The following is a 15535-nucleotide window of genomic DNA, read 5'->3' on the forward strand; positions in this document are numbered from 1 at the left end:
GCGGCAGGTGTCCCGGCGCCGCCGGACTTCACCGCCGTCGGGAGAACCCTTCTACAGGTCGTCGAAATCCTCGGGCCGCAGGTCGTCGAGCTCGGCGCGGAACCGCTCGACCTCGGCCTCGGCGTCCAGCACGTCGGCGGCGGGCCCTTCGGACTCCTGCTCGACCTCGAGCTGCACGGACGCGACGTCCAGCACCTCTTCGGCGACCCGGATGGGCGCGCCCTGGCGCAGGCCGAGCGCGACGGCGTCACTCGGGCGGGCCGACACGCGGGTGCCCGAGGCGAGCACGAGGTCGGCGTAGAAGATCCCGTCCCGCACCTCGGTCAGCTCGACCGCGGCGAGGCCCTGGCCGAACGCGGCGAGCACGTCGCCGAGCAGCTCGATCGTGCCCGGGCGCGGCTGCGCGATCTGCTCCCGCGCCCGCACGAGGGCTTCGGCCTCGCCGTAGCCGATCATGATCGCCAGCCAGCGGCGAGCACCCTCGGGCTCGCGCAGCAGCATCAGCGGCGCCTCACCGGGCACCGGCACGGCCATCCCCACCACTTCGATCGGGATCACGCTGACCACCGCACCCTCCGTGTCGTGGGACTCCTCCGCGCGCGTAATACCCACAACGGCGGCCCGGCAACCCGATCCGGCGGCCGGGTTTTCGCAGCCGGGCTCTTCCCGGCTGCGGACTACACCCCGGCGCCTTGCCCGGCCGTGGCGAGCGCTGTCACCGTCGACGGCGTGGAACCGACGATTTCGCGCAATGTGACCGTGTCCGCCGACCCGGACACGGTGTGGTCGTGGGTCACCGACCTGCCGCGGATGGGCGAGCTGAGCCCGGAGAACGTCGGCGGCCGCTGGCTGGACGGCACCGGGCCCGCCCTCGGCGCGCGGTTCCGCGGCCGCAACCGCAACGGCGAGCTGCAGTGGTGGACGCGGGTGCGGGTGGTCGCGTTCGAGCCGGGCCGCCGGTTCGCCTTCGACGTGCGCACGCCGTTCGGCTCGCGGGTCTCGCGGTGGGAGTACGTGCTGGCCCCCGCCTCCGGCGGCTGCGTCGTCACGGAGAACTGGTACCGGATCGGCAGCTGGGTGGTGCGGAAGTTCCTGGGGCCGCGGGTCACCGGCCGCGCCGACCGCCCGGGGTACAACGTCCGGTCGATCGAGCACACCCTGGCCGCATTGAAGGCCCGCGCCGGCTCAGTCTCTTGATAAGACTGGCATCTTCCAGCTAGGTTGCTTTTTAAGACCTAGGAGGAGCATGCCCGACAGCGCGCCCAAGCCCGGCCTCGTGCTCCTGGTCGTCTCGACGGCCGCGTTCCTGGCCGGTCTGGACACGTTCATCGTCACGATCGCCTTCCCCGCGATCCGGGCGGCGTTTCCCGGCGGCGACCTGGCGACGCTGTCCTGGGTGCTGAACGGCTACACGGTGCTGTTCGCGGCCTGCCTCGCCCCGGCCGGACGGCTGGCCGACCGGTACGGCCGCCGCCGGCTGTTCCTCGCCGGCGTGGCGGTGTTCACGCTGGCCTCCGCCGCCTGCGCGGCCGCCCCCACGATCGGGGTGCTGATCGCCTTCCGCGCGGTGCAGGCGATCGGCGCCGCACTCGTCATGCCGACGTCGCTGGCGCTGCTGCTGACGGCGTTCCCGCCGCACCGGCGTCCGGTGGCGGTCGGGGTCTGGGCCTCGGTGGGCGCGGCGGCCGCGGCCCTCGGCCCGCCGGTCGGCGGGCTGCTCGTCGAGGCGTCCTGGCGCTGGGTGTTCCTGGTGAACCTGCCGATCTGCGCGCTGACGCTGCTGGCCGGGCCGCGCGTGCTGCGCGAATCGCGGGACACCGGCGGCGGCGTCCCGGACGTCCTCGGCGCGGCCGGGTTGCTGGTGGGCGTCGGCGCCCTGGCGTATGCGCTGGTCGAAGCGTCCGACCACGGCTGGGGTGCCGGGCCGGTGCTGCTGGCGTTCGCGGTGGCCGCCGTCGCGCTGGCCTGGGTCCCGCTGCGCTCGTCGCGGCACCCGGTACCGGTGCTGGACCTGCCGGCGCTGCGCGTCCCGACGTTGTGGCTGGCCTGCCTGACCACCGGCGTGTTCGCCGCCGGCTTCGCGGCGATGCTGTTCGGCAACGTCCTGTTCCTGACGTCGGTGTGGCACGACTCGATCCTGGTGGCCGGGCTGTCACTGGCGCCGGGCCCGCTGGTGGTGATCCCGGTGTCGATCCTCGGCGGCCGGTTCGTGCACCGCTTCGGGCCGGGCCCGGTGGTCGCCCTCGGCGGCGTCTCGTTCGGAGCCGGGGTGCTGATCTGGTTGCTGCGCATGGGATCCACACCCGACTACGCGGCCTCGATGCTGCCCGGCCAGCTGCTGACCGGCCTCGGCGTCGGGCTCGTCCTGCCGAGCCTGTCGGGGGTGGTGGGCACGGTCCTGCCGCCGCCCCGCTGGGGCGCGGGCTCGTCGATGGTGAACACGGCCCGCCAGATCGGCACGGTCCTGGGCATCGCGGTGCTGGTCGCGGTCTTCGCGGGAACGCCGGACCTGGCGGACTTCCAGCGGGGCTGGCTGGTGATCCTGGCGACGGCGGCGGCCACCTGCGCGGGCGGGTTGCTGATCGCCGCGCGACGGCGGACGGACCATCACGTCGAGGAGCCTGCCGCCGCCGTGCGTGGTAAGGCGGGTTAGTTGTTCTGTCTTGGGAGGTTGCGATCGTGGCGACGCGTGACCGGATGATCTTGCTGTAGGGAAGGGCCTCCGGGTTCGGTGTGGATTGCGACGTCTACACCGATCAACGGAGGCCCTTCGTGACCCACGCCAACGCACCCCTGACCCCGACCGGGAGACTGCGGCTGGCCTGCTGCGTCGTCGAAGACCGGTGGCCGTTGCGGCGGGCCGCGGAACGGTTCCAGGTGTCGGTCTCCACCGATGCCGCTGCTGAGCGTCGCGATCCCGCTGTGGATCGTCGAGCGCACCGCGGCGCCGGGCTGGACGGTGTCGGCGTTGTTCGTGCTGAACACGGTCGCGGTGGTGGTCCTGCAGGTCCGCGTCGCCGGGAAGCTGACCTCGCTCGGCTCGGCGGCGCGGATGGTGCGCCGGTCGGGTGCGGTTCGCTGCCCCCCAGCGCCCCAATGTGGCCTTCGGTGCGCTCAACGCACCGAAGGCCACCTTGGGTGCGTCCAACGCACCCAAGGCCACCTTGGGGCGCTTGAGCCGGGGGTTACTCGCTGGCCTGGGCCGCCGTGGTCTGGTGCAGGGAAAGGTCCTGGCCCGCGGCCGGATCCTCGGCCCACGCGCCGGACTCCGCCGTCCAGGTCTGGCCGGCGAAGCTCACCTTGTCCACGCCCAGCGCCTCGGCGCGGCCGACCAGCCAGGCGGCGTACGTCCAGCCCTGTGCCGCCGGGTGGGGGCCGCTCAAGCGGGACGTGCCCAGTTCCTCCGTCGCCGCCGCCGCGAGGTCCGCGGGGGCCGCCAGGGTCAGGTTGCGGCAGGTCAGCACCGCCGGGAACTGGCCGTTGAACGCCGCCGCCATGGTGCGGGACTGGGGCTCCCACTGCGCGTACGCGTCCGGGTGGCCGGATCGCTGGACCGCCTGGGCCGCCTGAGTGATCGGCAGCGTCTCCCAGTTCGGCAGCTTCTCGAGCTTCTCGTAGAACTCCGTCGCCGCGTACACCGGGTCGCGCAGCTGGGCGATCGTGCCCCAGCCCTGGCTCGGGCGCTGCTGGAACAGGCCGACCGAGTCGCGGTCACCGCCCTCGAGGTTGCGCAGCTTCGACTCCTGCAGCACCGTCGCCAGCGCGACCGTCGTCGCGTGCGCCGGCAGCCCCCGCTTGATGCCGACCGCCGAGATCGTCGCCGCGTTGTTCATCTGCTCCGGCGTGAACGTGTAGGCGGACGCGCCGTCCCCCGGCAACGCCACCGTGCACCCCGGCGTCCGGACCGAGCCGCGCGTCAGCGCCACCACCACGACGACCCCGGCGGCCAGCACGATGACCGCCCCCAGGACCATGGCCAGCTTCAGGCCACAACCGCGCACCCTGCCTCCCCGTCACCCGTTGGCACCAGTCTGCCAAACGGAGGACGCGGCGCACCGGGTGCGGGTTCAGTGGCCGGGGCCGAGGAAGATCGGGTTGGACATCGCCACCATGGCGTTCGGCACCGTGGTGTTCGGGCCACCGGACGGGCGGCGGACCTCGACGCGCACCCAGCGGCTGTAGCGGGGGTAGGTCGTCCAGGTGACCGTGGCCGCGCCCGAGTCGCCGATCGGCTCGGTGCGTTCCGGGCCGAGCTGGTCGAGGAACGTCACCGTCGTCCCCGGCACGCCGGCGACCACGGCGTTGATGGTCACCGGTGTCCCGGTGCCCACGGCGAGCCGCTCACCGATGCCCGCGCTGGTGCCGCCGCCGGAGGCCGTGAAGTCCAACTGCACGGACGCCGACTCGGCCAGCCACGAACGTCCCGCCTTGAGCCCGGCCAGCAGTTCCCGGCGGCGCAGCCGGTCGGCGAGCACGACGGTGTGCGGCAGGGCCACGCGCTGGTCCGGGTGGTGCGCGTCCGAGTCGCCGATCGCCGGGATGAAGCGGCCGCCGCGCAGCAGCCCGTCCCAGTGGATGACGCTCGCCTCGTCGTCCTGGGTCCACGGGCCGTTCCACACCTCGACGAGGTCGGCGATCTCGTAGGCGAATTCGTAGGTGCACCCGAAGCAGTTCGCGAACGGGTGCGCCGCGGTGACCAGGCCGCCGGCGCGGTGCACCTGGTCGGTGAAGCGCCGGAAGTCCCGCGGATCGGCCGCGCGGTAGCGCCAGTCGATCCACGTGCCGGCGGGCAGGCCGATCGCGGGCCAGTGCCCGGACCGGGTCGTCACCTCTTCGCCGTTGAGGATCAGCAGGTCGTCGACGGCGTGGTCCCCCCAGACCAGCTGTGAGCTCGAGGTGTTGTGGTCGGTGGAGACGATGAAGTCGAGGCCGGCCGCGCGGGCGTCGGCGACGAGCTGCTCCGGTGTGCGGCGGCCGTCGGAGTGGACGGTGTGCAGGTGGCTGTCGCCGCGGTACCAGGCGCGGCCGCGCTCGCGGGCGGGCGCGGACTCCGGTGCCGGGTTCGGGGTGAAGGGGGTGCCGTCCGGACCGAAGGTGAGCGTGATGTCGACCCGGTAGGTCAAGCCCTGCGGCGCGACCGTGTACGGCCCGAGGATGACGTGCCACCGGCCGGGCCTGATCGGACCGGCGAGGTAGCCGGGCGTGGCCTCGGACGCGCTGATCGAGAACCGGTCGCGGAAGCCGCCGGACCAGCCGCGGAAGCCGCGCGCGTTGCCGAGGTCGTGGCCTTCCGGGCCGAAGATGCCGATGTCGCAGGCGTTCCCGCGGGTGCCGGCCGGCACCGGAGGCCGGTCGTAGGAGTACCCGACGTCGATCTGCCGCACGCCGCGCGGGACGTCGACGGGCAGGTAGTACCAGTCCGGCACGTCCGGGTTCAGGGTGCCGGTGACGGTCTGCGTCCGGCTGCCCGAGCCACTGGGCTGTTCGGCGAACGCCACGCCGGGCAGCATCCCCGCGGCCGCCGCCACCCCGCCGGCCCGCAGCAGCGTCCGCCGGCTGAAGTCCCCGGAATTCATGCGCACCTCCGCATCGAAAGACACCCCGACGCTAGGCCGCCGACGCGAACATCGGTGCGAACCGCCGGTGAACTTTCGCCGGAACCCCGGTCAGGCTCTGGCCCGCCTGGCCAGGATCCTCACGAGCGCGGCGACGCCGAGGGCGGCCAGCCCGAGCCGCGTCACGTCCACCGCGGGCACCCAGGTCACCTCGCCACCATGGACCACGAACGCGCCGACGGGCCGGGCGAACATCCCGAAGCCGGCCCCCTCCCGCACCGGAAGGGCGCCGGTGTCGTCCCCACCGCCGCCCCCGCCGCCGAGAACGGCCGCGGCCGGGATCACGACGGTCCCGGCGCGCTCGACCGGTTCGCCGTAGACCAGCCGGGCCGAGAAGATGTCCCGCGCGGCCGACGCCACCTGCCCCAGTTTCATCCGGACAGCATGACGGGGCGACGGGCCGACCGCGCCTTGCCGGTGGCGGATTTCGTCGGTGCCTGCCGGTAGCGTGGTGACCGGGGGCGGCGCCCATCGCCCGCCGTCCACTGTGGCCGGTGCCGCCTGCCCGGTTCCCCGCCTCGCGCAAAAATGGGCCACGGAATCGGTGCAGCGCTGAAAAAATTGCGCTGAAGGTGTGGCAAAAAGATGTATCCGATTGTTTTCAGCGCTTTGACGACTACCGTCCGATCGCTGCATTCTGCCACCCACGGGGAGGAATCATGGCACTGCTCAAGAACGGCGCGGTGGCCGCGCCGGCCGGTGCACCCACCGGCGCTCAGGCGCTGACCTCGGCCGATCCGTTCGGCGGGACCGGCACGGCCGCCGATCGGGGCGCGAACCGGTACGGCGTCTGCTCCATCGAAGACTTCCCGTCCGGCATCAACGACCTTTCCCACACCCACGACGACGCGGGTGGTTTCTACAATTACGTCAAGCAGTTCACCGCGCCGAACTTCTGGTACACCGACGGCGGTGTGCTGTCGTGGATCTACGGCGAGCAGTACGACGACTGGCAGGGCACCTACGGCTTCGACGCCTGCGTCGCCGAGTACCACTCCGGGCACGGGACGATGGACGGCAATGGCGTCTTCTGGATGCCGATGGGCGGCACCTGGGGCGGGTCGGCCTGGGCGAGCTCGGCCGACATGCGGCTGGGCAACGAGGTCGCGCGCTACCTGTTCTTCTCCACCTGTCTCTCGCTGCGCATCGGCGGCGGCCACAGCCCGATCCGCACCTGGGAGGCGGCCAACCTCGGCCTGCGGATGATCTTCGGCTTCGAGACGACCAGTATCGACAGCCCGCACTACGGCGCCTACTTCTTCAGCAAGTGGAACGGCAACGGCCACAAGTTCAGCAAGGCGTGGCTGGACGCGTCGTGGGACATCGACCACCACCAGGCACCCTCGGCGGTCGCGTGCGGGGCGACGCAGGCCGAAGCGCAGGACCGGCTGTGGAACGAAGGGACCTTCTCGACCGCCGCCGCGTCGAAGAACTGGTGGTGGTGGACCTGGTACGACGCCGCCAAGAGCATCCGGGCGGCGCAGCTGGAGCTGCCGGGCTCGACGCAGACGGCCCGGTTCGCCCCGCAGCGGCTTTCGCCGGCGCGGCTGACCGAGCTGGCCGGCCACTACGGCGTCCGGCTCGGCGGCGGGGTACCGGCGGACGCGATGGGCCCGCACGGCGTCGTGCTGGGCGACGGCCAGAGCGGGCCGCGGCTGAGCGTCGACCACCGCGGCGTCCGCGAGATCACCTTCGCCGACGCCGACGGCACCGGCCGGGACGCGCCGAGCGCGGACGAAGCCGTCCGGATCGCCCAGGACGCCATCGAGACGTTCGGCCTGGCCGACCGGGTCGACCTGGTCGCGGACAAGGTGCGCCACCAGTACCACGCCGGCGGCACGGCAGGCGACATCGCCGACCCGCGGGTGCGGGAGACCCACGTGGTGTTCACGCAGCTGGTCGACGGCCACCCGGTCGTCACGCCCGGCCTCGGCGAGGTGCGCGTCGGCATCGACGGCAGCGGCACGGTGACGACGATCGTCGACGCCACGCGCGAAGTCGACCGGCTGAGCGAAGGCGCGCCCGCCGCGCCGCCGTCGGCCGGGGAGTCCACCCGCGAGCCGTCGACGGTGGACGAGGCACTCGACGCGCCGCTGCAGCGGCTGCTGCGCCGGCTGTCGGCCGGCGGGCGCGTCCCCGCCGAGGTCCGCACCGTTCCGGACTCGACGGCGGTCGGGTATGCGCTGCGCGGCGACGACGGCGTCCCGGTCGTCCGGCGGACCGTCGAAGTCGACTGCGGTGCGGGGCTCGCGAAGCGGTACGTCGTCGAGGCGCCCCTGCACTGACCGGCGGAAACAGCGGGCGGGCCGTCACCACGTCGGGGGGTGCCGGCCCGCCGTTTCGCTCGATCGGGTGTAGATCCGCGGTATCCGGGGCACCCGCCAGCGACACCTGTGCTCCAGGGGGAGCGCGCTGGACCAAGGGGAGACCGCGATGACCTTCGATTTCGTCGGCCGCTGGCTGGGCAGGCATCGCGAGCGCCCCGGCATCACCGTCGACCTGGCGTGCGGTGGCCGCGTGACGCTGCGTGAGGTCGACGGCCGGCCGGTGCTGGTGGTCACCACCGCGCCCGGACCGAACGGCCGCAGCGACGTGGCCGCCGTCCCGCTGTCGGAGGCCGAACGCCGCGAACTCGGCCAGGTCCTGGACTCGGACGCGCTGCTCGCCTCCTGATCGCCTCCCCGCCACCCGCTGTTCGCCATCGCGTTGCGTGCTTTGTCGCGAACCTCGCGTGAAAGCCGGTCCGGACGGTGTGGCGCGGGTCGCTTTTTGTGGGGTTCCCACAACTCAGCCGCCCCGGCATGCGCCATCGCGGACATTGGTCCGACCCGTCGTCATCCACCAGGGTGTAGACAAGTGCAGGCGACGTTCCAGGACAGGTACGTCGCCTTCTGCGCGTGGGTACTTGGGAGGCTCAGCCGGTGTTCAGTCGTGTCGCCATCGTCAACCGCGGAGAGGCCGCGATGCGGCTCATCCACGCCGTCCGGGATCTGTCGGCGGAAACCGGGACGCGGATCGAGACGGTCGCCCTCTACACCGACGCCGATCGCACCGCCACGTTCGTCCGCGAGGCGGACCTGGCCTACGACCTGGGCCCGGCCTCGGCGCGTCCCTACCTCGACCTGGCCAAGCTCGAGAAGGCGCTGGTCGAGACGAAGGCCGACGCCGCCTGGGTCGGCTGGGGCTTCGTGGCCGAGGACCCGGCGTTCGCCGAGCTGTGCGAGAAGGTCGGCGTCACCTTCGTCGGGCCGAGCGCGGACGCGATGCGCAAGCTCGGCGACAAGATCGGCGCGAAGCTGATCGCCGAAGAGGTCGGCGTGCCGGTCGCGCCGTGGAGCCGCGGCGAGGTCGCCACCCTCGAAGACGCGCTGAAGGCGGGCGAGCAGATCGGCTACCCGCTGATGCTCAAAGCCACCGCGGGCGGCGGCGGGCGCGGCATCCGCATGGTCGCCTCCGGTGAGGACCTCGCCGACGCCTACGAGCGCACCAGCTCCGAAGCGCTGCGCGCGTTCGGCTCCGGCGTCGTGTTCCTGGAGCGCCTGGTCACCGGCGCCCGGCACGTCGAGGTCCAGGTCATCTCCGACGGCGCGACGGCGTGGGCGCTCGGCGTCCGCGACTGCTCGGTGCAGCGGCGCAACCAGAAGATCATCGAGGAATCCGCTTCCCCGGTGCTCTCGCCGGCGCAGACGGCCGAGCTGAAGGCGTCGGCGGAGCGGCTCGCGGTGGCCGTGGGCTACCGCGGCGCGTGCACCGTCGAGTTCCTGTACCACCCGGGCGAGCGGCTGTTCGCCTTCCTCGAGGTCAACACCCGCCTGCAGGTCGAGCACCCGATCACCGAGATCACCACCGGCACCGACCTGGTCAAGCTGCAGCTGCACGTCGCGGGCGGCGGGAAGCTCGAAGGCGACCAGCCGGTCGAGAGCGGCCACGCCGTCGAGGCCCGCCTCAACGCCGAGGACCCCGACCGCGACTTCGCCCCCTCCCCCGGCCGCATCGCGCGGCTGGCCCTGCCCGCCGGCCCCGGCATCCGCGTCGACACCGGCGTCAGCGAAGGCGACACCATCCCGGCCGACTTCGACTCGATGATCGCCAAGATCATCGCCTACGGCCGCGACCGCGACGAGGCCCTCGGCCGGCTGCGCCGCGCGATGGCCGAGACCACCGTCATCATCGAGGGCGGCGCGACCAACAAGAGCTTCGTGCTCGACCTGCTCGACCAGCCCGAGGTGATCGACGCGAGCGCCGACACCGGCTGGATCGACCGCGTCCGCGCCGAGGGCCGCCTGGTCACCCACCGCCACTCCGCGATCGCGCTCGCCGCGGCCGGCATCGAGGCCTACCAGGACGAAGAAGAGGTCTCCGTCCAGCGGCTGCTGTCCACCGCGCACGGCGGGCGCCCGCAGGTGCAGCACGAAAGCGGCCGCCCGCTCGAGCTCAAGCTCCGCGGCGTCGGCTACCGCGTCTCCGTCGCCAGGGCCGGGCGCAGCCGCTTCCGCGTCGGCATCTCGGCCGGGGCGTCCGACGTCCACCACGCCGACATCGAGATCGACCGGTTCGACGCCCACAGTGGCCAGATCCTGGTCAACGGCAGGCGCTTCCGGCTCATCTCGGCCACGCACGGCCCGATCCACCTCGTCGAGGTCGACGGCGTCACCCACCGCATCAGCCGCGACGAAGGCGGCGTCGTCCGCTCCCCCGCGCCCGCGCTGGTCGTCGCCACGCCGCTGGCGGTCGGCGACGAGGTCGAGGCGAACGCGCCGATCCTCGTGCTGGAGAGCATGAAGATGGAGACGGTGCTGCGCGCGCCGTTCCGCGCCCGCGTCCGCGAATGCCCGGTTTCCGTCGGCAGCCAGGTCGAGACCGGCGCACCGCTGATGCGCCTGGAACCCCTGGCCGACGGCGCCGAGGACGCGGCGGCCGAGGAGACCGAGACCGTCGAGATCGAGCTGCCCTCGGTGCCGGACGGCGTTTCCGCCGCCGAGCGCGTCGAACGCGGCCTGCAGGATCTCCGCAGCCTGCTGCTCGGCTTCGACGTCGAGCCGGCCGAGCGCAAGCGGCTCGTCGCCACCTACCTGGAGGCGCGCACCGAGCTGGGCAACCGGCCGGTCGAGGGCGAACTCGAGCTGCTCACCGTCTTCGCCGACCTGTCCGAGCTCAGCCGCAACACCCCGGGCGGCGAGCTCGACACCGAGCCGGGCAGCCCGGTGCACAGCTCGCGGGAGTTCTTCCACAGCTACCTGCAGAGCCTCGACGTCGAACGCGCCGGCGTCACCGAAGGCTTCCAGGCGAAGCTGAAGCGCGTGCTGGCGCACTACGGCGTCGACGAGCTCGAGCGCACGCCGGAGCTCGAAGCCGCGGTCTTCCGGATCTTCCTGGCCCAGCAGCGGACGGGGGCCGACGTCGCGGTCGTCTCGGAGCTGCTGCGGCAGTGGCTGACCGGCGCGCCGCCGGCCGAGTCGCTGAGCGAACGCGCCGGGCTCACCCTGGAACACCTGGTCGAGGCCACGCAGGTGCGCTTCCCCGCGGTGTCGGACCTGGCCCGTGGCGTGGTCTTCCGCTGGTTCGCCCAGCCGCTGCTGCGCCGCAACCGCGCCCGCGTCTACGCCGCCGTCCGCACCGAGCTGACCTACCTCGACCAGCACCCGGACGCACCGGACCGCGCCGAGCGGATCCAGGCCATGATCACCGGCTCGCAGCCGCTGGTCCGGCTGATCGGGCAGCGGATCGGCCGGCCGGGCCGCGACCACGCGCCGCTGCTGGAGGTGCTGACCCGCCGGTACTACGGCAACCGGCGGCTGTCCGCGGTCGCCGTGCGCGAAGCCGGCGGGCACCGCTGGCTGACCGCCGAGCTGAACACCCCCGAAGGCGGGCTGCCGCTGGTCACCACCGCCGTCGACATCGCCGCCCTGCCCGACGCACTCCGCGCGCTCGGCGAGGTGGCCACCGAAGGCGTGGTCGCCGACCTCTACCTGCGCTGGGAGGACCAGCCGGACGTCGACGCGACCGCCGGGCGGCTCGGCACGCTGCTGGGCGAAACCCCGGTCCCCGCGGGCGTCCGCCGGATCGTGGTCACCGTGGCCGGCACCGGCGGCGCGGTGATGCACCACCACTTCACCTTCGAGCGCGGTGGCAGTGGCTCCACCGCCTTCACCGAAGACCGGCTGATCCGCGGCCTGCACCCGCAGATCGCCCAGCGCCTGCAGCTGGAGCGGCTGCGCGAGTTCGACCTCACCCGGCTGCCGTCGGCGGACGAGGAGATCTACCTCTTCAAGGCCGTGGCGAAGACCAACCCGGCCGACGAGCGGCTGATCGCGATGGGCCAGGTCCGCGACCTGACCCCGCTGCGCGAGGCCGACGGACGGCTGGTCGCGCTGCCCGCGCTCGAGGACGCGGTCACCGCCTGCCTCGACGCGATCCGCAACATCCAGGCGCAGCGGCCGCAGAACAAGCGGTTCGACACGAACCGGATCATGATGTACGTCTGGCCGCCGACCGACCTGACCACCGAGGAGCTGAACACGCTGGTCCAGCGCATCCTGCCGACTTCGGTGGGGGCCGGGCTGGAGGAGGTCCAGTTCCTGGCGCGGCGGCGCACGGACGCGGGCAAGCTGGCCGAGCTGGCCGTCCGGATCACCCTCGACCCCGGGCACGGCGCGCGGCTGCACGTCGAGCCGCCGTCGACCGAGCCGGTGAAGCCCCTGGACGACTACCGCCTGAAGGTGCTGCGTGCGGCGCGGCGGGGCACCGTCTACCCGTACGAGCTGACCGGCCTGCTCTCCGGCCCCGCTGGCACCTTTGTCGAGCACGACCTGGACTCCTCGGGCGGCGGCGTCCTGGTCCCGGTGGACCGGCCGAAGGGCAAGAACACCGCGGCGATCATCGCGGGCGTCGTCACGACCCCGACCGAACGGCACCCCGAGGGCGTCACCCGCGTCGTGCTGCTCGGCGACCCGACGAAGTCGCTGGGCGCCCTCTCGGAGCCGGAGTGCTCGCGCGTGATCGCGGCGCTCGACCTGGCCGAGCGGATGCAGGTGCCGCTGGAGTGGTTCGCGCTGTCGTCCGGGGCCCGGATCTCGATGTCGTCGGGCACCGAGAACATGGACTGGGTCGCCGCGGCGCTCAAGCGGATCGTCACGTTCACCCAGGACGGCGGCGAGATCAACATCGTGGTCAACGGCATCAACGTCGGCGCCCAGCCGTACTGGAACGCCGAAGCCACGATGCTCATGCACACCAAGGGCATCCTGGTGATGACGCCGGACTCGGCGATGGTGCTCACCGGCAAGCAGGCACTCGACTTCTCGGGTGGCGTGTCGGCCGAGGACAACTTCGGCATCGGCGGCTACGACCGCGTCATGGGCCCGAACGGCCAGGCGCAGTACTGGGCGCCGAACCTGCCGGCCGCGCGGCAAGTGCTGATGGCGCACTACGACCACACGTACGTGGTGCCGGGTGAGGCCGGCCCGCGGAAGGTGGCCACGAGCGACCCGGTCGACCGGGACGTCTCGCCGTTCCCGCACGCGATCGTCGGCAGCGATTTCACGACGGTCGGGGAGATCTTCTCGGCCGAGCACAACCCGGACCGCAAGAAGCCGTTCGACATCCGCACGGTGATGCGCGCGCTGTCCGACCAGGACCACCCGGTGCTGGAGCGCTGGGCGGGCATGGCCGACGCGGACACCGCGGCGGTGCAGGACGTGCACATCGGCGGCCGCCCGGTCTGCCTGATCGGCATCGAGTCGCGGTCGGTGCCGCGGCGCGGCTTCCCGCCCACCGACGGGCCGGACACCTACACCGCGGGCACGCTCTTCCCGCGGTCGTCGAAGAAAACGGCGCGGGCGATCAACGCGGCGTCGGGCAACCGGCCCCTGGTGGTGCTGGCGAACCTGTCCGGCTTCGACGGCTCCCCGGAGTCGCTGCGCAAGCTGCAGCTGGAGTACGGCGCGGAAATCGGCCGGGCGATCGTCAACTTCGAGGGCCCGATCGTGTTCTGCGTGATCTCGCGGTACCACGGCGGCGCGTTCGTGGTGTTCTCCAAGGCACTCAACCCGAACATGACGGTGCTGGCCCTGGAAGGCTCGTTCGCTTCGGTGCTGGGCGGCGCCCCGGCGGCGGCGGTGGTGTTCGCGGGCGACGTCAACAACCGCACGGCGAACGACCCCCGCGTGACGGAGCTGCAGGCCCAGGTGGCGGCGGCGACCGGCGCCGCACGGGCGGCGTTGAACGCCCAGCTGGCGGAGGTCCAGTCGGCGGTCCGCGCGGAGAAGGTGAGCGAGGTGGCGGCGGAGTTCGACCGGGTGCACAGCATCCAGCGCGCGGTCGAGGTCGGTTCGGTCGACGCGATCATCAGCGCGGCCGAGCTGCGCCCGCGGATCATCGAAGCCATCGAACACGGCCTGAAGAAGTAGCGGGACCCGAGCGCCCCAATGTGGCCTTCGGTGCGTCCAACGCACCCAAGGCCACATTGGGGCGCTCGGCGTTTCGCGACTTTCGGGGGTATGGCCCGTTTACCTCCGGCCGACACACTGTGCGTGCCGGTACGGTGACCACGGGTTCCGACCGGACCTCCATCCGTGCGGCGTGAGGAGATCCCCCGATGGCGTCAAGGTCCCTGTCCCGGCTCGCCCTCGCGGCGTCCGGGGTCCTGCTCACCACCCTGCTCGGCGGCACCGCCACCGCACAGGCGGCCGACACGCCGGTGTTCTGGCGCGTCCCGGCCGGCGCCGCCCAGGCGCAGGCGCTGGCCGAAGCCGGGTTCGACGTCGAAGAAGGGGACGACGACGCCAGCGTCAACGTCGTCGGCGGGCGAGCCGTCGCCGCGAAGCTGCGGGCGCTCGGCTACCGGCCCACCTTCTTCGACACCGTCTACAAGGAACTGCCCGCCGACGCGAACCGCCTGGCGGCGGACACCTACTACGGCGGGTACCGGACCGCCACCGCGCACGAGAACCACCTCACGCAGGTCGCGTCGGCGCACCCCGATCTGGCCACGAAGTACACGATCGGCCAGTCGTGGAAGAAGACGAAGGGCCAGGGCGGCCACGACATCCAGGCCCTCTGCCTGACCAAGAAGCAGACCGGCGACTGCACGCTGTCGACGACGTCGCCGAAGCCGAAGTTCTTCCTGGTGGGCCAGATCCACGCCCGCGAGCTGTCGACCGGCGAGCTCGCCTGGCGCTGGATCGACTACCTCGCCGACGGCTACGCCACCGACGCCACCGCGAAGTCCATTCTGGACACCACCGAGGTGTGGGTGGTGCCGGTCGCCAACCCCGACGGCGTCGACATCGTCGCCTCCGGCGGCAACTCCCCCAAGCTGCAGCGCAAGAACGCGAACAACTCCCGTGGCAGCTGCACCGGCACGAGCATCGGCGTCGACCTCAACCGCAACTCGACGTTCAAGTGGGGTGGCGACTCCAACTCCGCCTGTTCCGAGACTTACCAGGGCGTGAGCGCGGGTTCGGAGCCGGAGGTGCAGGCGCTGGAGAAGCTGGCCCGCGCGATCTTCCCGGACCAGCGCGGCACCGGGAACAACGACCCGGCGCCGTCGACCGCCAAGGGCACGATGATCACGCTGCACAGCTACGGCAACGACGTCATCATCCCGTGGGGCTTCACGCCGGCGACCTCGCCGAACGACGCGCAGTACCGCAAGCTCGGCGCGAAGTACGCCGCGTCCAACGGTTACCTCGTCGGCACGAACGAGGAAACCGTCGGCTACGACACGACCGGCACCACCGACGACTTCACCTACGGCGAACTCGGCGTCGCGAGCGTGACGTTCGAGGTCGGCAGCTCGAGCGGCACGTGCGGCGGCTTCCTGCCGCGTTACACGTGCGTCGACAGCACGTTCTGGCCGAAGAACAAGGGCGCGTTCATCACCGCCGCGAAGGCCGCCGCGGCGCCGTACCGGCAGTGAG

At 72.4% G+C, this 15535-nt stretch carries 10 protein-coding genes and 1 pseudogene; 7 read left to right on the forward strand and 4 right to left on the reverse strand.

The window, feature by feature from the left end; genetic code table 11:
• Positions 1-51: 51 nt before the first annotated feature.
• Positions 52-567 (reverse strand): bifunctional nuclease family protein, encoded by a 516-nt coding sequence (locus ACLJQE_RS10660; RefSeq protein WP_410638979.1) that lies wholly within the window; start codon positions 565-567, stop codon positions 52-54.
• A gap of 162 nt (positions 568-729) precedes the next feature.
• Between ACLJQE_RS10660 and ACLJQE_RS10665 the strand changes: the two genes are divergently transcribed.
• The 3 genes and pseudogenes from ACLJQE_RS10665 to ACLJQE_RS10675 all read left to right on the forward strand — a co-directional run.
• Positions 730-1197, forward strand: coding sequence for an SRPBCC family protein (locus ACLJQE_RS10665; protein WP_410638980.1), 468 nt, complete (start codon positions 730-732; stop codon positions 1195-1197).
• A 49-nt stretch (positions 1198-1246) separates the two neighbouring features.
• Positions 1247-2653, forward strand: coding sequence for an MFS transporter (locus tag ACLJQE_RS10670; RefSeq protein WP_410638981.1), 1407 nt, complete (start codon positions 1247-1249; stop codon positions 2651-2653).
• Positions 2654-2772: 119 nt separating this feature from the next.
• Positions 2773-2892, forward strand: a pseudogene (locus tag ACLJQE_RS10675) (IS481 family transposase); the annotation flags it as partial.
• Between the two features lie 293 nt (positions 2893-3185).
• Here ACLJQE_RS10675 and ACLJQE_RS10680 read toward each other — a convergent pair.
• From ACLJQE_RS10680 to ACLJQE_RS10690, 3 genes are all read right to left on the reverse strand, one after another.
• Positions 3186-3974, reverse strand: coding sequence for a hypothetical protein (locus ACLJQE_RS10680; protein WP_410639178.1), 789 nt, complete (start codon positions 3972-3974; stop codon positions 3186-3188).
• Positions 3975-4067: 93 nt separating this feature from the next.
• Positions 4068-5576: a CehA/McbA family metallohydrolase gene (locus ACLJQE_RS10685; protein WP_410638982.1), complete on the reverse strand. Its 1509-nt coding sequence runs from the start codon at positions 5574-5576 to the stop codon at positions 4068-4070.
• A 90-nt stretch (positions 5577-5666) separates the two neighbouring features.
• Positions 5667-5990 (reverse strand): hypothetical protein, encoded by a 324-nt coding sequence (locus tag ACLJQE_RS10690; RefSeq protein ID WP_410638983.1) that lies wholly within the window; start codon positions 5988-5990, stop codon positions 5667-5669.
• A gap of 284 nt (positions 5991-6274) precedes the next feature.
• Here ACLJQE_RS10690 and ACLJQE_RS10695 point away from each other — a divergent pair, with 284 nt between their 5' ends.
• The 4 genes from ACLJQE_RS10695 (at position 6275) to ACLJQE_RS10710 (ending at position 15534) form a co-directional block, all read left to right on the forward strand.
• Entirely contained in the window at positions 6275-7900 is a 1626-nt protein-coding gene (locus ACLJQE_RS10695) for a DUF6345 domain-containing protein (RefSeq protein WP_410638984.1), read from the forward strand.
• Between the two features lie 148 nt (positions 7901-8048).
• Positions 8049-8288 carry a hypothetical protein gene (locus tag ACLJQE_RS10700; protein WP_410638985.1) on the forward strand — a complete coding sequence of 80 codons (240 nt, stop codon included), beginning with the start codon at positions 8049-8051 and terminating at the stop codon, positions 8286-8288.
• A 248-nt stretch (positions 8289-8536) separates the two neighbouring features.
• Positions 8537-14023, forward strand: coding sequence for a biotin carboxylase N-terminal domain-containing protein (locus tag ACLJQE_RS10705; protein ID WP_410638986.1), 5487 nt, complete (start codon positions 8537-8539; stop codon positions 14021-14023).
• A gap of 188 nt (positions 14024-14211) precedes the next feature.
• Positions 14212-15534, forward strand: coding sequence for a M14 family zinc carboxypeptidase (locus ACLJQE_RS10710; protein WP_410638987.1), 1323 nt, complete (start codon positions 14212-14214; stop codon positions 15532-15534).
• Position 15535: the final 1 nt, after the last annotated feature.

Source organism: Amycolatopsis sp. lyj-346, from assembly GCF_046548975.1.
Taxonomy (GTDB): domain Bacteria; phylum Actinomycetota; class Actinomycetes; order Mycobacteriales; family Pseudonocardiaceae; genus Amycolatopsis.

Excerpts from the sequence above, each read along its gene's own strand:
- ACLJQE_RS10680 (WP_410639178.1), bottom strand. The coding sequence starts at position 3,974 with ATGGTCCTGGGGGCGGTCATCGTGCTGGCCGCCGGGGTCGTCGTGGTG.
- ACLJQE_RS10695 (WP_410638984.1), top strand. The coding sequence starts at position 6,275 with ATGGCACTGCTCAAGAACGGCGCGGTGGCCGCGCCGGCCGGTGCACCC.
- ACLJQE_RS10685 (WP_410638982.1), bottom strand. The coding sequence starts at position 5,576 with ATGAATTCCGGGGACTTCAGCCGGCGGACGCTGCTGCGGGCCGGCGGG.
- ACLJQE_RS10700 (WP_410638985.1), top strand. The coding sequence starts at position 8,049 with ATGACCTTCGATTTCGTCGGCCGCTGGCTGGGCAGGCATCGCGAGCGC.
- ACLJQE_RS10670 (WP_410638981.1), top strand. The coding sequence starts at position 1,247 with ATGCCCGACAGCGCGCCCAAGCCCGGCCTCGTGCTCCTGGTCGTCTCG.
- ACLJQE_RS10710 (WP_410638987.1), top strand. The coding sequence starts at position 14,212 with ATGGCGTCAAGGTCCCTGTCCCGGCTCGCCCTCGCGGCGTCCGGGGTC.
- ACLJQE_RS10690 (WP_410638983.1), bottom strand. The coding sequence starts at position 5,990 with ATGAAACTGGGGCAGGTGGCGTCGGCCGCGCGGGACATCTTCTCGGCC.